Raw genomic sequence first — 19,816 nt, 5'->3', positions numbered from 1 at the left:
CTATCCGGCGGCTCGGGCCAAACGATCGACTGCCTCGGTCAGGATCGCTGCGTCGGATGTGGTGAAGCACATGCGCATCGAGTTGCGGTAGCCGCCGTCGACGGCGAACGCGGAACCGGGGACGTAGGCGACGCCGGCGTCGAGGGCCCGCGGGAGCAGGGCCTGGGTGTCGGTGCCGTCGGTGAAGTCGGCCCAGACGAACATGCCGCCGGTCGCGTCGGTGCACTGGATGCGGTCGCCGAATCGGCTGCGCACCGCGTGCACCAAAGCCTTTGCGCGAGTGCCGTAGACGGTGCGGACGTGGTCGACGTGCGCGGTCAGCCAGGCCTCGTCGGCGAGCAGGTCGGCGGCGATCTGGTGGGTCAGCGCCGAACCGCAAAGGTCCGCACCCTGTTTCAGCAATTCCACCGCGCGGCACACCGGGTCGGGGGCGACCATCCAGCCGACACGCAGCGCGGGGGCGAGGATCTTCGAGGCGCTCGACAGCCGAATCACGTTGCGGGAGTAGGTCGCCACCGGCGCGGGCGCGGGGGTGTCGAACCACAGCTCGCCGTACGGGTCGTCTTCGATCACCCAGAAGCCGTGTGCGTCAGCGAGTTCGGCGAGCTGGGCGCGGCGTTGCGGGGTCATGGTGACGCCGCCGGGATTGTGGAAGTTGCTCACCGTGTGCACCACGGCAGGGCGCTCGCCCTGGGCGAGCAGGTCGGCGAGCACATCGGTGCGCATGCCCTCGGCATCCAAGGGCACCGCGACGATTCGCGCACCTGCGGCCCGAAAGACCTGGAGCGCACCGACATACGCCGGATCCTCGACCACGACCAGCGCACCGGGGTCGAGCAGCACCTCGGCCAGCAGCGACAGCGCCTGCTGCGAGCCGTGGGTCACGAAGACCTCGTCGAGGTCCACCGGCCGGCCCAGCCGAGCCGATTCGCGTTCGGTGAGCACCGCGCGCAGCGGCCGCCAGCCGGGCGACTCGGTGTATTGCAGGCAGCCCGCGCTGCTCAGCGCCGCGTCCGCGGCGACGGCGATCCGCTCGCGGGGCATCAGCTCGGCGTCGGGCAACCCGCCGGCTAAGCCGATGATCTCGGCGCGCGTGGTGAGCTTCAGCAGGTCACGGATCGCCGAGCTCTGCAGACCGCCGAGCTTGGCCGCGAGCGGTGGGATGGTCGGCGACATGGAAACCTCCGAACGGACGCCACGATATGCGAGAGTCTACTTTCGCATATCGCCGACCAATATATGAAACATTAATTCCACATACTGAGATCGGTCACTGTTCCCGCGGCTTGATCGAGTAGACGAGCACCTTTCCGTCCCGGACAACGGTGGTGATGATCTGGTGATAGACGGTTTCCGTGCCGTCCGGCTTGCGCTGGGTCAGGTCCACGTTGAACGTGTCGGTGGACACCTCGGCGATCCGCAGGCAGTGCTTGGTGCCGACCGGAACCTCCGTGTCGATGCCGGTCTGGATGATGTCGGCCGGTGACACGTTCTCCGCGTCGGGGGCGACGAACCGGCGGGCTCGCTCGCCGCTGCGCTCGACGTAGAAGGCGTACTGGAAGCCGAGGATCGCGCTGGCCCCGCTGCTGGTGTCGCCGTTGCCGTTGCCGATGGTCACCTTGCCGGTCTTGTCGGCCGGGCAGCTCTTCTCCGCGCTGCTGCTCGCGGCGGGCGGCACCGGGTTGTCGTTGCCGCTGCCCTTGGACACCATGATGACGGTCACCGTCAGCCCGACCAGGATGACGACCGCCAGGATGCCCGCGAGCACGTTGCGCCCGGTGTGCGAGCCGGACTTGCGCGGCGGAGGCGGCGGCGCGACCGGGGTGGCCGGCGTCAGCATCTTCGCGATCGGATCGTCGGACCAGGACAGGCTCGGCGAGGTCAGCGGCGGCGGCTTCGGCACGCTGCCGGTATCGGTCGGGCGGGTCCACCACGAGTCCTTGTCCGCGTCGGCGGCCTGCTCCCGGTCGACCGGCGGCACCCGCGGCGGAACCGGCGGGGTGGGCCGCGGTTCGGGGAACGACGTCGAGTCCGGCGCCCGGTACTGCGGGGCCGGCGGCGGGGTCGGGCCCGCATCGGCGGCGGGTCGCCAGACCAGTTCGGGATGGTCACCCGTCTGTTCCGTCACCTGCCAGCGCGGACCCGTATCCCCCATGGGCGGACCGAATTCCGAGACCGGCGGACCGAATTCCGAGACGGGAGGTCCGAATTCTGAGACAGGCGGGCCGAATTCACCCACCGGGGGGCCGAAATCCGACGTGGACTGGTCGTCGGATTCCTTCTCCCTCGGATCACCCTCGGAGGTCACACCCAATCCTTTCCCCAAGACACGCGTATGGGGCGGTCGTGAACGACCGCCCCACCCGTCGAATCAGCCCCAGTCAGTCTCAGTACTGGAGTGAACCACCCCACTGGGTGGTGACACCACCCACGTCGACCGTTTGCGGAGCGAGATCGCCCGGCTGCAGCGGAAGTTTAACCTGCGCGGCCGCTTCGAGCGCTGCGGCACCGCCCGGCTGTTCCTTGATCCAGTCCTCGACCGCCGCCTTGGCCAGGTTGGCCTGGGTGGTGTCGAAAACGGAGATCGTCTTGTTGTCGGCCAGGCCGACGCCGCCGGTGTAGGTGGTCACCTTGACCGTGTTGGCGTCGACGTATTCGACCGACACACCGGCCTCACCGGCACCGGCCGGGGTGCGGTACCCGATGGTGCCGACATAGCCGGACTCGTTGTTGAAGTGATGCGTGTTGGCCACGTAGCCCGGCAGCACCGCGCCACCGTCGACGTTCGCACCGATTTCCTGGTGCGGGCCGGTCATCTCGACGACCGGGGCCGGCGGGGCGGCCTGCAACTGCGGGGACTGCCAGCGCGGCTGCTGCTGCGGCTGGACCAGGGTCTCCGGCTGCTGGGCCTGGTTGTTCTGATCGCCAGGGGTGCTCGGCGTGGTCTGCGTACCCGGGGTGCCCGGCGTGGTCTGGGTGCCCGGCGTACCCGGCTGCTGCGGCGGCGTGGCCGCACCCGGCTGGCCCGGCTTCTGGTCACCCGGCGCATCCGGCACAACCGCGGGTTGCGGCTGATTCGACTGGCCCGGCACCGGCAGCGGCGCGACCCGCGGGGTGGTGACACCCGGCTGCGTCGGCTGGGCCAGCTTCGGATCCTTGTTCGGATTCGGCATGACCGGATCCGGCGTATTCACGCCCGGCTGACCCGGCGTGGTGACACCTGGCTGGCTCGGCGGCTGCTGCGGATTGGTCGGACCCGGCGTCGCGGTGCCCGGACTCGGTGGCGTCTCCGGGTTCACGACCCCCGGCTGGGCCGGCGAAGGACTCGGCGGCGCCGTAGTGGGTGGAATGCTCGGATCACCAGGAGCGGCCCCCGCCGGCGCTGCCAAGAGAGAGGCCACAGCGGCCGCGGCGGCCAGTGGCAACGAGGTGCTCGCCATCGCTCGCTGCGCCCGACTCGGCTTACGATGTTTCACTTTTCGTATTCCCTTTCCCGGGTGTGACCTGGAGTTCAGCCACACTCAGTTGTCTCTGACGAGACGCCCGGTCGTCGAACGACGCGAAGGTCGTTCGACGTGTCGACTGGGAAAAGAACCATCCCCCCGAACACCGAACCACGCGACCGCCCGCCGATCGCATCTCTGCGGGAAGTGAACCATATGTAGGCCTGATGAGCAATGTGAATCAAAACTTCAGACTGCACGAACGGCGCTGAACCGCAAGACCATTCACCCCGGGCCGACGCGGCACATTCGCTGACGCGTCGATCCCGATCCCGGATCACCTCGGCCGGGGCATCAATCCAGGTCGTCGTGCCGCATCAGCTGCCGGGCCGCCTCGGTCACCGAACCGGTCAGCGACGGGTACACCGAGAACGTCTGCGCGAGATCGTTGACGGTCAGATTGTTCTGCACGGCAAGGGCGATCGGCAAGATCAGCTCGGACGCGATCGGCGCCACCACCACGCCGCCGATGACCACGCCGGTGGCCGGGCGGCAGAAGATCTTCACGAAACCCCGGCGCAGGCCCGACATCTTGGCCCGCGGGTTGGTGTTCAGCGGCAGCATCACCGTGCGGGCCGGCGTCTCACCGTTGTCGATCGCGGTCTGGCTGACGCCGACCGTGGCGATCTCCGGGCGGGTGAACACCGCGGACGCCACCGTCTTCAGCCGGATCGGGCTGACGCCCTCGCCGAGCGCGTGGTACATCGCGATCCGGCCCTGCATCGCGGCCACCGAGGCCAGCGGCAGCAGGCCGGTGCAGTCGCCGGCCGCGTAGATGCCGGGCACCGAGGTGCGCGACACCCGGTCGACCCGCAGGTAACCGCCGCGGTCGAGTTCGATGCCGACCCGCTCCAGGCCGAGGCCATCGGTGTTCGGGGTGGAGCCGACGGTCATCAGCGCGTGCGAGCCGGCCACGGTCCGGCCGTCGGACAGCTTGACCACCACGCCCTCGGCGGTGCGCTCCACCGCGTCGGCGCGCGCGTGCTTCACCAGCTCGACGCCGCGTTCGGCGAGCGCGTCCTCCAGCACGAGCGCCGCGTCGGCGTCCTCGCCGGGCAGCACCCGGTCGCGGCTGGAGACCAGCCGCACCCGCACGCCCATTTCGGTGTACGCGGAGACGAACTCGGCGCCGGTGACGCCGGAACCGACGACCACCAGGGTCTCCGGGAGTTCTTCCAAGTCGTAGAGCTGACGCCAGTTGAGGATCCGCTCACCGTCCGGCTCGGCGCCCGGCAACACGCGCGGGCTCGCACCAGTGGCGATCAACACAACCTCGGCCTCGATGGTCGCCTCGGTGCCGTCGGCCAGCTTGGCCAGGATCTGATGCGCGGCCAGCCCCGTGGACGCGTCGGTCAGCTCCGCGCGACCGGCCAGCACGGTCACGCCGACGGTCTGCAATTTAGACCGGATGTCGGAGGACTGGGCCAGCGCCAGCGCCTTCACACGGCCGTTCACCTCGGCCAGCTGCACGGTCGCCTGGTTCGGGTCGAGGGTGATGCCGAGATCGCGGGCGCGGCGCAGGTCGGTGCGCACGCCGGTGGACGCGATGAACGTCTTCGAAGGGACGCAGTCCCAGAGGACACAAGCCCCGCCGATGCCGTCGCTATCGATCAGCGTCACCGACGCACCGTGCTGGGCTGCCACCAGCGCCGCCTCGTAACCGGCCGGTCCGCCACCGATGATCGCTATGCGGGTCATTGATACCTCCGCTTCTGGTTGCGCACCGGGATCTCCGGTACCTGTCAACGTTATCGGGCGACGCTGGTCACACGGTCGCCGCGCCCGGAACGCGCCACAGGAATACCGCATCTGGCCGGGATAGAGTCGATCCCTCGATGTTATTGGCTACCCTTCTCTGGTGCCGATCTACGCCGCCTATGGGTCCAACATGGACTCAACCCAGATGCTCGAGCGCTGTCCGCACTCGCCCATGTCCGGAACGGGCTGGTTGGAGGGCTGGCGGCTCACCTTCGCAGGTGACGACATCGGCTGGGAGGGGCCGCTGGCGACGGTGGTCGAGGAGCCCGGCTCCCGAGTTTTCGTCGTCCTCTACGACGTGTCGCCGGAAGACGAACAGCGACTGGATCGCTGGGAGGGTTCGGACTTCGGGATCCACAAGAAGATCCGGCTGCGCGTCACCCGCAGTGAGAGCGGCGCCGATCCCACGCTGTCCTGGTTGTACGTGCTCGACGCGTACGAGGGCGGCCTGCCCTCGGCCCGCTACATCGGGGTAATCGCGGACGCCGCCGAAAAGGCCGGTGCGCCCGAGGATTACGTGCATTCGCTGCGTACCCGGAACAGCCGCAACGTAGGCCCCGGCAACTTCGGCTGACCGACGAACGACGTGGCCGACCCGAAAGGGCCGACCACGTCGCAGGTTTCGAGATCAGCGCGGCCTCGCGCAAGCGCGCTAAGCGTTGAGCACGATGTTCGTCAGCACCCGCACGCCCACCGCGAGCGCCCGCTCGTCCAGGTCGAAGGTGGGCTGGTGCAGATCGAGCTGCTCGCCGTGCCCGGACCAGACGCCCAGGCGCGCCATCGCACCGGGCACCTCCTCCAGGTACCACGAGAAGTCTTCGCCGCCACCGGATTGCATGGTGTCGGCCAGCGCGTCCGGGCCGATCTTGCGGATCGCGTCCTCGAACATCCGGGTGGACTGTTCGTCGTTGACCACCGGCGGCACGCCACGACGGTAGTTCAGCTGGTACCGCACGCCGGTGGGCGCGAGCAGGCCGTCGACGATCTCGCGGACCATCGGCTCGAGCAGCGACCAGGTCGCGTGATCGCCGGTGCGGACGGTGCCGGTGAGCATGCCGGTCTGCGGAATCGCGTTGGGCGCCTTGCCCGCACTGACCGCGCCCCACACCATGACCGTGCTGGTGCGCGGATCGATGCGGCGGCTGAGCAGACCGGGCAGGCCGGTGATCACGGTGCCGATGGCGTAGACCAGATCGCTGGTCAGATGCGGGCGCGAGGTGTGCCCGCCCGGCGAATCCAGCACCAGCTCGACGGTGTCGGCGGCCGAGGTGATCGCGCCGACCCGGATGCCGACCCGGCCCACCTCCAGGCGCGGATCGCAGTGCAGCGCGAAGATCCGCTCCACACCCTCCATCGCACCGGTGGCGACCACGTCGATCGCGCCGCCCGGCATGACTTCCTCGGCGGGCTGGAACACCAGCCGCACGCCGACCGGCAGTTCCGGCACCTCGGCCAGCGCGAGCGCGGTGCCGAGCAGGATCGTGGTGTGCGCGTCGTGTCCGCAGGCGTGCGAGACGCCGGGCACAGTAGAGGCGAAGCTCAGGCCGGTGAATTCCTGCAACGGCAGCGCGTCCATGTCGGCGCGCAGGCCGATCCGCGGGCCCTCCGGACCGATGTCGCAGATCAGACCGGTGCCACCGGGCAGCGGCTGCGGCGTTAAACCGGCCTTGATCAGCCAGGACGAGATGAATTCGGTGGTGGCGAACTCGGTGCGGGACAGTTCCGGGTTGGCGTGGATGTGTCGGCGAAACTGCACGAGGTCTAACGCGTGCTCGGCCAGCCAGCCCTCTACTGATCCCAAACCTGTTCCTACGGTGTTCGGCAATACGATGTCCGCCGGGTCTTCGGCCAGGGCGCATGCCCCGGCGTCGATTCCCGTCGCCCGCTCAGCCGAACGGCCGGTAGTGCTCACGCCTGCGCCTCGCTGTCGCTCGGCTCCGCCGTGCGCACCGGGCGCACTGTGCCCCCGGTTCGCTCGCTGCGCTCCCTCACCTGAATTTCCTCCTGTCGTTGAACGAGCCGTTGCAACAACCTGTCCCTGTGTTCTACATCGCCGGCAGCGGTGATCGCGGTACGCGCGAGTGCGAGCGCACCATCGACAACCGCACGATCCGCCGAGGCGTTGACGCTCGCCGCGGCGAAGCCGGGCTGGTGCGTCACCGCGCCACCGGCATCAATGCCGATGACCGGGTGGATGCCCGGAATGACGTTGGTGACGTTGCCCATGTCCGTGCTTCCGAGCGGCCGCTGTGCCTCGAGCTCGGGTGCGATCGGCACTCGTCCCAAACCGGTTATCTGCTCGCGGTAGGCAAACAGTAACTCCGGATCGGGTGTCAGCTCGGTATATGTCGGCGCGACAGTCCGGATTTCCTGGGTGCAGCCGGTCGCAAGGGCACCCGCCTCGAAACACGCCGACGCTCGTCGCATCAGATTGTCGAGAGATGCGGAGTCGACTGCGCGTAGGTAATACAGCAGTTCCGCACGTCCAGGCACGATGTTGGGGGCCACGCCACCATCGCCGACTATACCGTGAAGTTGCTGGCCAGGCTGGAGATGCTGACGCAGCAATCCGAGAGCTACCTGGGTGACGGTGATGGCGTCGCCGGCGTTTCGGCCCAGTTCCGGCGCGGCGCTGGCGTGTGCCTCCCGGCCGTGGAACACGATGGACAGGTCGGCCATCGCCAGCGAGCGCGCGCCCACGATGTCGAACGGACCGGGGTGCACCATCATCGCCATCGCCACGTCGTCGAACACGCCGCGCTCCAGCATCAGCACCTTGCCGCCGCCGCTCTCCTCGGCGGGCGTGCCCAGCACCAGCACGGTCAGGCCGAGCGCGTCGGCGACCTCGGCCAGACCGAGCGCCGCGCCGACCGCCGAGGCGGCAATGATGTTGTGCCCGCAGGCATGTCCCATGCCGGGCAGCGCGTCGTACTCCGCGCAGATGCCGACGGTGAGCGGCCCGCTGCCGAAGCTCGCGCGAAACGCGGTCGGTAATTCGGCCACGCCGGTGGCGACCTCGAAGCCGCGTTCGGCGAGCGGCGCGATGATCTTCGCGACGCTCCTGGTCTCTTCGAACGCGAGCTCCGGTTCGGCGTGGATCGAGTGCGAGAGATCGATCAGCTGGTCGCGCGCGGCCTTGATCGCCGCGTCCGACTGCTGCATGGCATCGGCGCGCGCGACGTCATCGTCGATGCGCGATTCCTGGTGCCCGCTGCGCGGTGGTGGCATGGCACACAGTGTTGCACTCGGCCGCAAACCGGGCGCAGCGCATATCCGTCCAGCGGATCACGCGGCGCCGGTTTCCGGGGTGCGGAACCGACCGAACGGCCGTCCGGCTAGCCCGTGGCGAAGGCGAGGTTTTCCGGGGTGGTCTGCACCGCGAGACCGGCCAGCGCCTTGGCGTGCAGGGCGCGCTTGATCACCGGCAGGTTCGGCTTGCGGTTGCTCGCCAATGCCGCGGCCTTGGCCACCGCGGTCGCCAGCAACGACTCCGCGTCGGCCTTGCCGTCGACGATGCCCGCGGCGATCGCCTCGTCGGCCGGGTAGCGGTGGCCGGTGGTCATCGCCTGCACGCAGACCTGGTTGCTCAGCCGCTCGGTGAGCAGGGCGTTCATCCCGACGGTGAACGGCATGCCGAGGTGCACCTCGGGCAGGCAGTAGAAGCCGCGGTCGGCGCGCATCACCCGGAAGTCGTGCGCGGTGGCCAGCATGGCGCCCGCGCCGAAGGCGTGGCCGTTCATCGCGGCGACGGTCGGCATCGGGAACTGCAGCAACCGGGTGTAGAGCGAGTGCACGCGGTCGAGGTAGCCGTGCGACTTGTCCAGGTTGCCGAACAGCCAGTCGGTGTCGAGGCCGTTGCTGTAGAACTTGCCGGTCGCCACGGTGACCAGCGCGGCCGGGCCGTCGGAGTCCTCGACCTTGTCCAGCAGGCCGTGGAACTCGTCGATCCAGTCCGGGTGGAAGCGGTTCTCGCTGTCCGTCTGTCCCTCGCTTCCGAGGTAGACGACGAACACATCCCCATCACGTTCCAGATACGGCATGCGTGCAGAATATCCGGCGCCCGGCCGCACCCCTACTCGCGGGTAGCAATCTTGCGCACAGGGTGCCTACCTCCGGTTCGGCCGCCGCGTCCGCGGACCGCAACCACCGCGCACGACGCGCTCGAAGGCTGTTCGCGGCTCATTCGCCGACCGCTCGGACCTGGCTACAGCCGGCGACGCGGGTCGCGAACACGCGGGGCCCCCGGCGGCGCAATCCAATACAGTGATCTACATGCTTGCCGAACAGGCCGCCGAGGCGATCGCCGAACGTACTGGAGTGCCGCGTCACCGGGTTGCGGTGGTGCTCGGCTCGGGCTGGCAGGAGGCGGCCGCGGAGATCGGCACGCCGGTCGCGTCGGTGCCGATGCCGGAGCTGCCCGGGTTCGGCACGCCGAGCGCGCAGGGACACGGCGGCATGGTCCACTCGGTCACCGTCGGCGACACGCCCGCGCTGCTGCTCATGGGTCGTCAACATCTGTACGAGGGCTACCAGCCCGCCGATGTGGTGCACCCGGTCGCCGCGGCCATCGCGGCGGGCGCCGAGATCGTGCTGCTCACCAATGCCGCCGGCGGCATCCGCGAGGGCCTGCGGGTCGGCGAGCCGGTGCTGATCAACGATCACCTGAACCTTACCGGGCGCACCCCGCTGACCGGCGCCACCTTCGTCGACCTGGTCGACGCCTGGGATCCCGAATTACGTTCCCTGGCAAAGGAAATCGATCCCAGCCTGACCGAGGGCGTGTACGCGGGCCTGACCGGGCCGCAGTACGAGACCCCGGCCGAGATCCGGATGCTGCGCACCATGGGCGCCGACCTGGTCGGCATGTCCACGGTGCTGGAGGCCATCGCCTGTCGCGCGCTCGGCGCACGGGTGCTGGGCATCTCGCTGGTCACCAACCTGGCCGCGGGCGTCACCGGCGGGCATCTCTCGCACGCCGAGGTGCTCGCCGAAGGGCACGCCGCCGCACCGCGATTGGGCAAACTGCTGCGCGGCGTGCTGGAACGGGTGTAGATGCTGCGCTTCGGCACCGCCGGTCTGCGTGGACCGTTGCAGGACGGTCCGGACGGCATGAACGTGACGACGGTGACCAAGGCCACCGCCGGCCTGGTCGAATGGCTGCGCGGGCGGTGCCTAGGCGGCGGGGCGGTGATCGTCGGCCGCGACGCCAGGCACGGGTCCGCCGAATTCGCCACCGCGACCGCGGAAATCTTTGCCGCGGCGGGCTTTCCGGTGACGTTGCTGCCGCGTCCGCTGCCCACGCCGGTGGTCGCGTACGCGGTTCGGGAACTGGGCGCGGTGGCGGGCGTGCAGATCACCGCGTCGCACAATCCGGCCACCGACAACGGCTACAAGGTCTATCTCGACGGCGGCTCGCAACTGCTGGCGCCGGCCGACACCGAGATCGAGCGCTGCATCGACGCGGTCACCGAGCCCGTCGCCCGCACTCCGGTCGACCCGGCCGGCGACGACGTGGTGCAGCGCTATCTGAACCGGGTGTCGTCGTTGCCCTCGGTGATCGGCGGCGAGGGTGCGCGCTCCGCGATCCGGATCGCCCTGACCCCGCTGCACGGCGTCGGCGGCGACCTGGTCGTGAAGGCGCTGGCCGCGGCCGGATTCACCGACGTGCACGTGGTCGAGGAGCAGTTCGAACCCGACCCCGACTTCCCCACCGTCGCGTTCCCGAACCCGGAGGAGCCCGGCGCGACCGATCTGCTGCTGGCGCTCGCCACTCGAATCGGCGCGGACGTGGCCATCGCGGTCGACCCGGACGCCGACCGCTGCGCCGTCGGAATTCCGTTGCCGGACAACTCCTGGCGAATGTTGCGCGGCGACGAGACCGGCGTGCTGCTCGGCGACTGCGTGCTGCGCACCGCACCGCCGGACGCGCTGGTGGCCACCACGATCGTGTCCTCGCGGCTGCTGTCCAAGCTCGCCCCCGCCCGCGGCGCCCGATACGCGGAGACGCTCACCGGCTTCAAATGGCTGGCCCGCGCCGGTGACGGCCTGGTCTACGCCTACGAGGAGGCGATCGGGCACTGCGTCGACCCGGCCACCGTCCGGGACAAGGACGGCATCTCGGCCACCGTGCTGACCGCCGACCTGGTCGCCCGGCTGAAGTCGGCGGGCCGCACCCTCACCGACCAGCTCGACGATTACGCGATCGAGTTCGGCCTGCACAGCACCGATCAGGTGTCGCTGCGGCTGGATTCGGCGGCGGCCGCCGCGGACGTGGTGGCCCGGCTGCGCGCGAACCCGCCGGACGCGATCGCCGGCGAGGCGGTCAAGTACAGCGACCTGCTCCAGGTGCGCGGCCGCATGCGCACCGACGCACTGATTTTCGAGGGCGCCACCTCGCGCATCGTGGTCCGCCCGTCCGGCACCGAGCCCAAACTCAAGTGCTATCTTGAGGTGCTGACCCCGGTCGAGTCCGCCGCCGGGCTGCCCGCCGCCAGGACAACTGCGGGACAACACCTTTCCGCATTGCGCGAATACTGCCAGGGGCTCTGAACAGCCAGGCATCATCAGATGATGACGGCGATGCACTGTACCCACTGCGGCAGCGAGGGCTTGTTGCCCGGCTATATCGAGGACTCCGGCGACAGTTCACGCGGCCATGCCCGCTGGGTCGAGGGTCCGCTGGAAATCGGCTTCTGGGGCGCGAAACGAACCGGCCGCACCCACTGGCTGGTCGACGCCTACCGCTGCGCGGAATGCTCCCACCTGGAGCTGTTCACCCGCTCGAAGGACGGGTGAGAGCCCCGGCGGGAGCCGGTCGCGTCGCCGCCTAGCGCGGGCCGAATTGGCGGTCGCCCGCGTCGCCGAGGCCGGGGACGATGTAGGCGTTCTCGTTCAGGCCCGCGTCGACGGCGGCGGTGACGAGGTTCACCGGATGTCCCGAATCAGCCAGTGCGGCAACACCTTCCGGTGCCGCCACGACGCAGACCGCGGTGATGTCGGTGGCGCCGCGGGCGATCAGGAGTTCGAGGGTGTGCAGCATCGAGCCGCCGGTGGCCAGCATCGGGTCGAGCACGTAGACGGGCAGGCCGGCCAGGTCGGCGGGCAGCGATTCCATGTACGGGACCGGCTGATGGGTCTCCTCGTCGCGGGCGATGCCGACGAAGCCGATCCGGGCGTCGGGGATCAGCTCGGCGGCCACGTCGAGCATGCCGAGGCCGGCCCGCAGCACCGGCACCAGCAGCGGCGGCTGTGCCAGCCGGGTGCCCTCGGTCGTCTGCACCGGGGTGGTGATCTCGAAGTGCTGGACGGGTGCGTCGCGCAGCGCTTCGTAGATGAGGATCCGGGTGAGATCGCGCAGGGCCGAGCGGAAGGCGGAATTGTCGGTTCGCTCGTCTCGCATCGTGGTCAACAGGGCGGCGGCGAGCGGATGGTCCACGGTGTGAGTACGCATGAGGGAACGATAAAGTGACCGGTGGACCCACCGCCGAGGCTCCACCCGAAAGTTTTTTCGCATCGGTGGGAACCGAACGGGAAGAGGGCGCGTCGAACCAAGTGAATGACGTACTCTGCCTGGGAACAACAGATGGGGGAAGCTCTGATGCGGAAGATGTCGGCGGACACCGAGGGCATCGCAGCCTATGGCGCGACCGCCCATGTGATGGCCGGGGAAATGGCTACGGCCGGGGCCAGCGCGGTCGCGGCTGAACCGGCGCTGCTCGGTCCGATCATGGGGTTGATCGGCGGTGATTTCATGGCCGCCTACGCTGCCGCGCACGCGGGGCACGTCGCCTCGATCGGCCAGCTGTCGGCGGTGCTGACCAGCATGGGCGTCGCCACCACCGGCGCGGCCACGGTGCTCACCGAGACCGACCTGAACCACGCCGGATCGCTGCAGAGCGTGGCCACCGAATTGGACGGGTGAGCCGGTGATCGATCTGACCGCGCTGGCCCAGCCGATCTTCGACCTGCTCGAGAGCTTCGGCTCGGGCGTGCTGCCGACCGGCGGTCCCTCCGACGCGCTGCGCAGCACCTCGACCGCCGTCGACCAGATCCATCAGCTGGGTCGCGACGGCATCAACAGCATGAACACCGCGTGGGACGGCCAGGCCGCCGACGCCGCGACCGCGAAGGCGCTGCGGGTGCAGACCTCCGCGGCCACCATCTCCGACCGCGGCAACGACATGGCTACCGTGGTGAACCAGGCCGCGGCCGAGGTCGAATCGGGCCAGAAGGACCTGGCCGGCATCGCCCAGTCGTTCGTGAACACCGCGGCGAGCGCGGGCCCCGCACTGGCCACGCCGGCCGGGCTGACGATGATCGTCGGTTCCGCGATCGACCACCTCGGCCAGGCGCTCAACGTGGTCGGCCGGGTGCAGAACGAACTCGGCACGCACACCGCCTCGATGACCGATCTCACCCCGGCGCCGCCCACCACCTCGCTGGCCGGCACCCCCGCCACCACCACCGCCGGTGTGCAGCAGCTGACCTCCACCGCGACCAGCGCGCTCAGCGGCGCCGGTTCGATGGCCAGCAGCCTGATGAGCACCGCGATGTCGGCGATCCCGTCGACCACCTCGACCGCGACGAAATCCACCTCCGGCACCCCGAGCTCGCCGAGCACCCCGAAGATCGACACCGGTTCCTCCGGCATGCCGAGCGACGGCAAGGGCGTGAAGATCACCCTGCCCGACGGCAGCACGGTGGAGGCGCCCAACGAGAAGGCGGCCACCGCGGTCCGCTCGGCGATCAGCGCGGTCGGCACTCCATACGTGTGGGGCGGCAATACGCCCGGCGCCGGCCTGGATTGCAGCGGCCTGACCAAATACGCGTACGGCGAGGCGGGCGTCGACCTGCCCCGGCTGGCCTCCGATCAGGCCACCGGCACCTCGGTCTCCCCCGGCGACCTCATGCCCGGCGATCTGGCCATCTGGGACGGCCATGTCGCCATGGTGATCGGCAACGGACAATTCGTCGAAGCCGGTGATCCGGTCCAGATCAGCTCGATTCGAACGGAGAACTCAGGGATGGGCTTCCACGGCTTCTACAGGCCGACAACATGAGCGAGCGCAGCGAGCGAATCAACAACACAGCGACGCTTGTCATGACGGAGCCGAGCGCTAGCGAGGCGCAGTCATGACTAACCCGCAGCAACCGACGGTTCCCAACGTCACGGTCGCGGGCAGCACGAACCGGTCGGGCACCATCTCGGTGCGCGCCACGGATCAGGGCATGCCGGTGGAAATCAAGTTCGAGCGCAGCGAATATCGGTACGGCGCACAGGGTCTCGCGAACGAGATCCTGCGGCTGACCAAGCGCTCCACCGTCGCCGCGAAGGCGCGCCGGCGCGAGCTGCTGGCCGAGGCGGGCATGCCCGCCGACATCCTGGACCGGCTCGGCCTGCCCACCCGCCAGGCCGCGGTGGACGAGCTGGACCGGATCGATGACGCGGACACGGGACCGACGACCTGGATGAGGCCGGTATGAGTGCGGAGATGGACGCTCTCGTCGCGAACGCGACGCAGAAGCTGGAGGCACTCGAGGCCGCGCTGTACGGCCTCAAGCAGGTGCGTGGGCGCCACACCACCGAGGACGGCTCGGTCACCGTCGAGGTGGACAGCGACGGCGCACTGGTCGCGCTGAGCCTCGCGGAGACGGTCACCTCGCTGGCCCCGGCCGAGGTCGGACAGCTGATCGTCTGGGCGTGCAGGCAGGCCGCGGAGGACGCGGGCAACCAGCGCTCGAAGGTCGTTGCGACACTGAACGAGTCATTCGTTCCCGGGGCGGACGACGCCAAAGGAACCATTGGGGGCGGGCCGGATAGTGCCTGACGCGGAAGGTCGATAGGCTTCCGCTCATGGCTTCTGGAGACATCGTCCCGATCGAGCTCGGCCTGACCGACGGCGATCTCGTCACCCTGTGGGCACCGCGCTGGCGAGACGGTGACGACGAGTGGGAGGCGTTCCTCGGACACGAGGACTCCCTCTATGGTTTCGAGACCGTTGCTGAGCTGGCCGCGTTCATCCGGACCAACTCCGACAACGACCTCGTCGAGCATCCGGCATGGAAGGTCGTCGCCGGGCTGTCGGCGGTGGAACTGGAGCCGGAGGAGAACTTCTCCTTCGATCTGGTCGCGGTGCCGGAGCTGGCCGCGGGTGAGCCCGAGGTGGACGCCATTGCCGAGCTGGAAGACACCCTCGGCATGGTGCGCAACATCGGCGAGGTGTGCGAGCTGGAGACGGTGACCAAGTTCTTCGGGTCGCATCCGGTGCTCGGCGCGCTGCCCGGCGGGATCAACGCGTTCATCGGGCGCGACGGCGAGGAACTCTGGGACCAGATCGGCGCGGCCATCGCCAAGGGCTGGGACGATGTCCTCGACGCCATCGACTCCGTCGTGCACACCCCCGAGGTCGACGCGGAAGCCGTCGCCGTCGCCGAGGCGGAGCTGCTGGCCGCCGAGGAGAACGTGGTCGACGCCGACGACGCCGCGGACAACGAGGAGGACGAGTTCGAGCCCGTCGACCTCGACGCGGACGACGAGGACGAGGAAGAGGACGATTCGTTCTGGCACGAGGTCGGCATCGACCCGGTCAAGATCATCGCCTCGGACGGCACCTACTTCACGCTGCGCTGCTACCTCGATGACGAGCCGATCTTCCTCGGCACCGACAACACCATCACGGTGTTCACCTCGGAGCGCGCGCTGGCCAGGTACCTGGCCGACGACCACGAACACGATCTGTCCCGGGTGAGCACCTTCGCCGACGTGCAGACCGCCGCGGTGGACGGTTCGCTCGAGGTCGAGGTCACCGACGAGAACGTCTACGTGCTGCCCGGTCTCGCCGACGATCTGGCCGAGGGCCCGGAGGCGGTCGACATCGAGCAGCTCGACCTGGCGGTCGAACTGTTCACCGACGCGTCCGACTACGCCGGCGACGACACCGTGGAACAGGCACTGGCCCAATCGAATCCGCTCGGCTGGTACGTCTCGTACCTGCTCAACCCGGACCCGAGCCGGATGGCCCCGAACCCGCCGTTCACCGCGGAGGCGCAGTCCTGGCGGGACCTGGAGCGCAACTTCGAGGCCCGGCTCAACCAGCAGTAGTTACTTCAGCCGGATCCAGATCTGCTCGGCCCGGCCGAGCAGACGGTCGTCGGCGCCGTAGACGGCGGTGGACGAGAACGCCTTGCGCCCTTGTTCGCCGTGGTTCTCGCCGATGACCACGCACTGCTCGCCGACCTCGGGCAGGTCGTGCACGGCGGCGGTCATCGAGCCGAGCAGGGCGGGCCGGTCGAACATGTCGGGCAGCGACCAGCCGCCGGGGCAGTCCATCGCGGCCCAGAGGACGGCGGGGCCGAGCGGAAGCGAGTCGTCGGGGACCCACGGTGCGGCCACCCGGCCGTCGCCGACCGCGCCCGCCTCGATGCGCAGCCCGTCGGTGCGGCCGGTGCCGCAGACGAAGCAGGACGCGAACATCTCGTTGCTCTGGTAGGAACTCGCCGCCGCGGACGCGGTCGGGAACGGCACGGATTGCGGTGCGCCCCGGTCGAATTCGCCGGTGCGAGACTCCGCGACCAAGGTGTCGCCGTCGTAGAGGCTGCCTGCCCGAACCTCCAGCGGAGTATCCAGCGGCGGCGGGCTGCGCAGGATCACCGTCACGGCGGCGTCCCCGTGCTGCTCGGCGAGCAGACCGCCGACGTAGCCGCCGTTACCCGAGTTGGGCGGGCCGTTGAACCGACTGGGGATCTGCAATGTCGCCATAGTCAGCCACGCTAGCGAATCCGCCCGCCGGCCCTTTCGGCCCGCCCCTGGGTTATCCGAGCAGGACCGCGTACCCGGGCTTGATGATGTTGTCGATGATGCGCAGCCGCTCCGGGAACGGGATGAACGCGGACTTCATCGCGTTGATGGTGAAGCGCTCCAGATCGCTCCAGCCGTAGCCGAACGTGTCGGCCAGCTTGAGCATCTCCTGGCTCATGCTGGTATCGCTCATCAGCCGGTTGTCGGTGTTCACCGTGACCCGGAAGCGCAGCCGGGCCAGCAGGTCGAACGGATGCTTGTCCAGCGACGGCACCGCGCCGGTCTGCACATTCGACGACGGACAGAGCTCGAGCGGAATTCGCATGTCCCGCACGTAGTTCGCGACCAGCCCGAGGCGCGCGTCCTCGATCGCGCCGGGCACACTGATGTCGTCGGTGATCCGCACGCCGTGCCCGAGCCGGTCGCAGCCGCAGAAGGCCAGCGCCTCGTGGATCGACGGCAGGCCGAACGCCTCGCCCGCGTGAATGGTGAAGTGCGCGCTGTTGGCGCGCATGTATTCGAACGCGTCCAGGTGTCGGCTGGGCGGGTAGCCGGCCTCCGCGCCGGCGATGTCGAAGCCGCCGACGCCGCGATCGCGGAAGCGCACGGTCAGCTCGGCGATCTCGCGGGAGCGGGCCGCGTGCCGCATGGCGGTGAGCAGGCAGGTGACCACGATCGGGCGGCCCGCCGCGGCGGCCGCGGCCTCACCCTCGCGGAAACCTTCCAGGGTGTGCTCGACCACTTCGTCGAGGGTGAGTCCGCGTTCGAGATGCTGTTCCGGGGCGAAGCGCACCTCGGCGTACACCACGCCGTCCAGGGACAGGTCCTCCGCGCATTCGCGGGCGACCCGGCGCAGGCCCTCCGGCGTCTGCATGACGGCCACGGTGTGCGCGAAGGTCTCCAAATACAGTTCCAGCGATCCACTGTCGGCCGCGTCCCGGAACCAGGCGGCCAGTGCCGCTTCGTCGTTGGCGGGTAGGTCCTCGTAGCCGCACTCGGCGGCCAGCTCCAGCACCGTCGCGGGCCGTAGACCACCGTCGAGGTGGTCGTGCAGCAGCGCTTTTGGCGCCTGTCGGATCGAGGCAAGGGTCAATGCGGTCGGTCCAGTCATGTAACGACGGTAGCCGCACCGAGCTCGAACGGCACCCGACTGCGGAAGTGGCAACCATCTCGTTGCCGAGTCGCCCTGTCCCGGCCCACAGCTGGACCTTCGGGCACCCCGCTGACCCGCGCCTACGACGGTTCTGTGCGCTGCCGCACACCGCGAAATCGCCGTGCCGATCGGCACACAATTCTGCTCGCCCGCGCTGATTCGTACGCGGACCCGGTCTCGCGCAGCACAGAACTCACGAGCTGTTCGACCTCACGTGCGGCACGGTCTCCCGGGTACGGGTCAACTGGCGATTCGATGTGCCCCAAGCACATTCGTGCGCGGCATTCGGTCGGCCGGAGGTCAGGCTTCGATGCGTCCGAGTACCAGTGGGGTGGCGGGCTTTTCGGTGGCATCGCCGATCGCGAACGCATCGACGAGTGCCGCCTGGGCACCGGCGAACGCGTCCGGGGTGTCGGTGTGCAAGGTGAGCAGCGGCTGCCCCGCGGTGACGGAATCGCCTGGCTTGGCGTGCATTTCGATGCCGGCGCCGGCCTGGACCGGATCGCCCTGTCTGGCCCGGCCCGCGCCGAGACGCCAGGCCGCGATGCCGACGCCCATCGCGTCGAGGTGGGTCAGCACGCCGTCGCGCTCGGCCCGCACGATCTCGGTGTGCTGCGCGACCGGCAGCGGCGCGTCCGGGTCGCCGCCCTGCGCATGGATCATCGCGCGCCACTGGTCCATCGCCCGGCCGTCGGCGAGCACGTCGGCCGGATCGATGTCGAGCCCGGCCAGGGCGACCATCTCGCGGGCCAGCGTGACCGTCAGCTCCACGATGTCCGCGGGTCCGCCGCCGGCCAGCACCTCGACCGACTCGGCGACCTCCAGCGCGTTGCCCGCGGTGCGGCCGAGCGGGGTGTCCATCGCGGTCAGCAGCGCGACCGTGCGCACCCCGGCGTCGGTGCCCAATTCGACCATGGCCGTGGCCAATTCGCGGGCGCCGTCGAGGGTCTTCAGGAACGCGCCCGCGCCGACCTTCACATCGAGCAGCAGCGCCGCGGTGCCCTCGGCGATCTTCTTGCTCATGATCGAGCTGGCGATCAGCGGGATGGATTCGACGGTGCCGGTGACGTCGCGCAGCGCGTAGAGCCGCTTGTCGGCCGGCGCGAGATCGGCGCCCGCCGCGCACACCACCGCGCCGATCGCGGGGTCGGCGAGGATCTCCCGCATCCGCGGCACCGAAACATCCGCCTGCCAGCCGGGAATGGCCTCGAGCTTGTCCAGCGTGCCGCCGGTGTGCCCGAGTCCGCGCCCGGACAGCTGCGGCACCGCGGCACCGCACGCGGCGACCAAGGGCGCCAACGGCAGCGTGATCTTGTCCCCCACCCCGCCGGTCGAGTGCTTGTCCACGGTCGGTCGGGGCAGATCGGTGAAGTCCAGCCGGCTACCCGAGGCGATCATCGCGCCGGTCCACCGCGCCGTCTCCCGCCGCGTCATCCCGCGCCACACGATCGCCATCGCCAGCGCCGACATCTGCTCGTCGGCCACCGCCCCCCGGGTGAATCCATCTACCACCCAGTCGATCTGCGCGTCCGACAGCTCGCCGCCGTCCCGCTTGGTCGTGATGATCGAAACCGCGTCCAGTGCCGTCACATTCGCCAGTCTGGC

The 19,816-nt window shown here is 69.4% G+C and carries 20 protein-coding genes; 9 read left to right on the top strand and 11 right to left on the bottom strand.

Features of this window, described 5'->3' with window-relative positions; genetic code table 11:
* The 4 genes from AB0M22_RS40200 to AB0M22_RS40185 form a co-directional block, all read right to left on the bottom strand.
* Positions 1 to 1,176, bottom strand: coding sequence for a PLP-dependent aminotransferase family protein (locus tag AB0M22_RS40200; RefSeq protein ID WP_364738135.1), 1,176 nt, complete (start codon positions 1,174 to 1,176; stop codon positions 1 to 3).
* 94 nt (positions 1,177 to 1,270) lie between these two features.
* Positions 1,271 to 2,155, bottom strand: coding sequence for a hypothetical protein (locus AB0M22_RS40195; protein WP_364738132.1), 885 nt, complete (start codon positions 2,153 to 2,155; stop codon positions 1,271 to 1,273).
* A gap of 232 nt (positions 2,156 to 2,387) precedes the next feature.
* Positions 2,388 to 3,299, bottom strand: coding sequence for a hypothetical protein (locus AB0M22_RS40190; protein WP_364738129.1), 912 nt, complete (start codon positions 3,297 to 3,299; stop codon positions 2,388 to 2,390).
* Positions 3,300 to 3,797: 498 nt separating this feature from the next.
* Positions 3,798 to 5,201, bottom strand: coding sequence for an NAD(P)H-quinone dehydrogenase (locus tag AB0M22_RS40185; protein ID WP_364738127.1), 1,404 nt, complete (start codon positions 5,199 to 5,201; stop codon positions 3,798 to 3,800).
* Positions 5,202 to 5,361: 160 nt separating this feature from the next.
* Between AB0M22_RS40185 and AB0M22_RS40180 the strand changes: the two genes are divergently transcribed.
* Positions 5,362 to 5,835, top strand: a complete 474-nt coding sequence (locus tag AB0M22_RS40180; RefSeq protein ID WP_150404309.1) for a gamma-glutamylcyclotransferase — start codon at positions 5,362 to 5,364, stop codon at positions 5,833 to 5,835.
* Between the two features lie 78 nt (positions 5,836 to 5,913).
* Here AB0M22_RS40180 and AB0M22_RS40175 read toward each other — a convergent pair whose 3' ends face one another.
* From AB0M22_RS40175 to AB0M22_RS40165, 3 genes are all read right to left on the bottom strand, one after another.
* On the bottom strand, positions 5,914 to 7,062 hold the full coding sequence (locus AB0M22_RS40175; protein ID WP_364738124.1) for a M20 family metallopeptidase: 1,149 nt from the start codon (positions 7,060 to 7,062) through the stop codon (positions 5,914 to 5,916).
* 107 nt (positions 7,063 to 7,169) lie between these two features.
* Complete coding sequence (locus tag AB0M22_RS40170; RefSeq protein ID WP_364738257.1) at positions 7,170 to 8,423, bottom strand: M20 family metallopeptidase; 1,254 nt, start codon at positions 8,421 to 8,423, stop codon at positions 7,170 to 7,172.
* Between the two features lie 173 nt (positions 8,424 to 8,596).
* Positions 8,597 to 9,301 carry an enoyl-CoA hydratase-related protein gene (locus AB0M22_RS40165; protein WP_364738121.1) on the bottom strand — a complete coding sequence of 235 codons (705 nt, stop codon included), beginning with the start codon at positions 9,299 to 9,301 and terminating at the stop codon, positions 8,597 to 8,599.
* 232 nt (positions 9,302 to 9,533) lie between these two features.
* Here AB0M22_RS40165 and AB0M22_RS40160 point away from each other — a divergent pair, with 232 nt between their 5' ends.
* From AB0M22_RS40160 to AB0M22_RS40150, 3 genes are read left to right on the top strand one after another with little or no spacing between them, the layout of a single operon-like run.
* Positions 9,534 to 10,313, top strand: a complete 780-nt coding sequence (locus tag AB0M22_RS40160; protein WP_150404307.1) for a purine-nucleoside phosphorylase — start codon at positions 9,534 to 9,536, stop codon at positions 10,311 to 10,313.
* A complete protein-coding gene (locus AB0M22_RS40155; protein ID WP_364738119.1) occupies positions 10,314 to 11,810 on the top strand; it encodes a phospho-sugar mutase in 1,497 nt (498 codons plus the stop codon).
* A gap of 21 nt (positions 11,811 to 11,831) precedes the next feature.
* On the top strand, positions 11,832 to 12,056 hold the full coding sequence (locus AB0M22_RS40150) for a hypothetical protein (RefSeq protein WP_364738117.1): 225 nt from the start codon (positions 11,832 to 11,834) through the stop codon (positions 12,054 to 12,056).
* 31 nt (positions 12,057 to 12,087) lie between these two features.
* Here the strand turns inward: AB0M22_RS40150 and upp are convergent, their stop codons facing one another.
* The gene (upp, locus tag AB0M22_RS40145) at positions 12,088 to 12,711 is read right to left on the bottom strand and encodes a uracil phosphoribosyltransferase (RefSeq protein WP_364738115.1); all 624 of its coding nucleotides are present in this window, start codon (positions 12,709 to 12,711) and stop codon (positions 12,088 to 12,090) included.
* A gap of 147 nt (positions 12,712 to 12,858) precedes the next feature.
* On the opposite strand from upp, the gene AB0M22_RS40140 reads away from it, so the two are divergent.
* From AB0M22_RS40140 to AB0M22_RS40120, 5 genes are all read left to right on the top strand, one after another.
* Positions 12,859 to 13,182, top strand: a complete 324-nt coding sequence (locus tag AB0M22_RS40140) for a type VII secretion target (protein ID WP_364738113.1) — start codon at positions 12,859 to 12,861, stop codon at positions 13,180 to 13,182.
* Positions 13,183 to 13,186: 4 nt separating this feature from the next.
* Entirely contained in the window at positions 13,187 to 14,320 is a 1,134-nt protein-coding gene (locus tag AB0M22_RS40135; RefSeq protein WP_364738110.1) for a C40 family peptidase, read from the top strand.
* Positions 14,321 to 14,393: 73 nt separating this feature from the next.
* Positions 14,394 to 14,744: a hypothetical protein gene (locus tag AB0M22_RS40130; RefSeq protein ID WP_364738107.1), complete on the top strand. Its 351-nt coding sequence runs from the start codon at positions 14,394 to 14,396 to the stop codon at positions 14,742 to 14,744.
* The gene (locus AB0M22_RS40125; protein ID WP_150404300.1) at positions 14,741 to 15,088 is read left to right on the top strand and encodes a YbaB/EbfC family nucleoid-associated protein; all 348 of its coding nucleotides are present in this window, start codon (positions 14,741 to 14,743) and stop codon (positions 15,086 to 15,088) included. Before AB0M22_RS40130 ends, AB0M22_RS40125 begins: the two co-directional genes overlap by 4 nt.
* A 26-nt stretch (positions 15,089 to 15,114) precedes the next feature.
* A complete protein-coding gene (locus AB0M22_RS40120) occupies positions 15,115 to 16,362 on the top strand; it encodes a primosomal protein (RefSeq protein WP_364738104.1) in 1,248 nt (415 codons plus the stop codon).
* Here AB0M22_RS40120 and AB0M22_RS40115 read toward each other — a convergent pair whose 3' ends face one another.
* The 3 genes from AB0M22_RS40115 to AB0M22_RS40105 all read right to left on the bottom strand — a co-directional run bounded on the left by AB0M22_RS40115 (position 16,363) and on the right by AB0M22_RS40105 (position 19,801).
* Positions 16,363 to 17,019: a hypothetical protein gene (locus AB0M22_RS40115; protein ID WP_364738101.1), complete on the bottom strand. Its 657-nt coding sequence runs from the start codon at positions 17,017 to 17,019 to the stop codon at positions 16,363 to 16,365.
* A 52-nt stretch (positions 17,020 to 17,071) separates the two neighbouring features.
* Complete coding sequence (locus AB0M22_RS40110; RefSeq protein WP_364738098.1) at positions 17,072 to 18,169, bottom strand: adenosine deaminase; 1,098 nt, start codon at positions 18,167 to 18,169, stop codon at positions 17,072 to 17,074.
* Positions 18,170 to 18,511: 342 nt separating this feature from the next.
* On the bottom strand, positions 18,512 to 19,801 hold the full coding sequence (locus AB0M22_RS40105) for a thymidine phosphorylase (protein WP_364738095.1): 1,290 nt from the start codon (positions 19,799 to 19,801) through the stop codon (positions 18,512 to 18,514).
* Between the last annotated feature and the right edge of the window lie 15 nt (positions 19,802 to 19,816).

This window comes from Nocardia sp. NPDC051756 (genome assembly GCF_040681495.1).
Classification (GTDB): Bacteria; Actinomycetota; Actinomycetes; order Mycobacteriales; family Mycobacteriaceae; genus Nocardia.
The sequence above is the reverse complement of the archived record's forward strand: the minus strand, read 5'-3'. Positions and strand labels throughout refer to the sequence as shown.

What these genes read in the sequence shown, in the direction of transcription:
- AB0M22_RS40200 (WP_364738135.1), bottom strand. Translation starts at nt 1,176, where the DNA reads ATGTCGCCGACCATCCCACCGCTCGCGGCCAAGCTCGGCGGTCTGCAG.
- AB0M22_RS40195 (WP_364738132.1), bottom strand. Translation starts at nt 2,155, where the DNA reads ATGGGGGATACGGGTCCGCGCTGGCAGGTGACGGAACAGACGGGTGAC.
- AB0M22_RS40185 (WP_364738127.1), bottom strand. Translation starts at nt 5,201, where the DNA reads ATGACCCGCATAGCGATCATCGGTGGCGGACCGGCCGGTTACGAGGCG.
- AB0M22_RS40170 (WP_364738257.1), bottom strand. Translation starts at nt 8,423, where the DNA reads ATGCAGCAGTCGGACGCGGCGATCAAGGCCGCGCGCGACCAGCTGATC.
- AB0M22_RS40165 (WP_364738121.1), bottom strand. Translation starts at nt 9,301, where the DNA reads ATGCCGTATCTGGAACGTGATGGGGATGTGTTCGTCGTCTACCTCGGA.
- AB0M22_RS40160 (WP_150404307.1), top strand. Translation starts at nt 9,534, where the DNA reads ATGCTTGCCGAACAGGCCGCCGAGGCGATCGCCGAACGTACTGGAGTG.
- AB0M22_RS40155 (WP_364738119.1), top strand. Translation starts at nt 10,314, where the DNA reads ATGCTGCGCTTCGGCACCGCCGGTCTGCGTGGACCGTTGCAGGACGGT.
- AB0M22_RS40150 (WP_364738117.1), top strand. Translation starts at nt 11,832, where the DNA reads ATGACGGCGATGCACTGTACCCACTGCGGCAGCGAGGGCTTGTTGCCC.
- upp (WP_364738115.1), bottom strand. Translation starts at nt 12,711, where the DNA reads ATGCGTACTCACACCGTGGACCATCCGCTCGCCGCCGCCCTGTTGACC.
- AB0M22_RS40140 (WP_364738113.1), top strand. Translation starts at nt 12,859, where the DNA reads ATGCGGAAGATGTCGGCGGACACCGAGGGCATCGCAGCCTATGGCGCG.
- AB0M22_RS40130 (WP_364738107.1), top strand. Translation starts at nt 14,394, where the DNA reads ATGACTAACCCGCAGCAACCGACGGTTCCCAACGTCACGGTCGCGGGC.
- AB0M22_RS40125 (WP_150404300.1), top strand. Translation starts at nt 14,741, where the DNA reads ATGAGTGCGGAGATGGACGCTCTCGTCGCGAACGCGACGCAGAAGCTG.
- AB0M22_RS40120 (WP_364738104.1), top strand. Translation starts at nt 15,115, where the DNA reads ATGGCTTCTGGAGACATCGTCCCGATCGAGCTCGGCCTGACCGACGGC.
- AB0M22_RS40115 (WP_364738101.1), bottom strand. Translation starts at nt 17,019, where the DNA reads ATGGCGACATTGCAGATCCCCAGTCGGTTCAACGGCCCGCCCAACTCG.
- AB0M22_RS40110 (WP_364738098.1), bottom strand. Translation starts at nt 18,169, where the DNA reads ATGACTGGACCGACCGCATTGACCCTTGCCTCGATCCGACAGGCGCCA.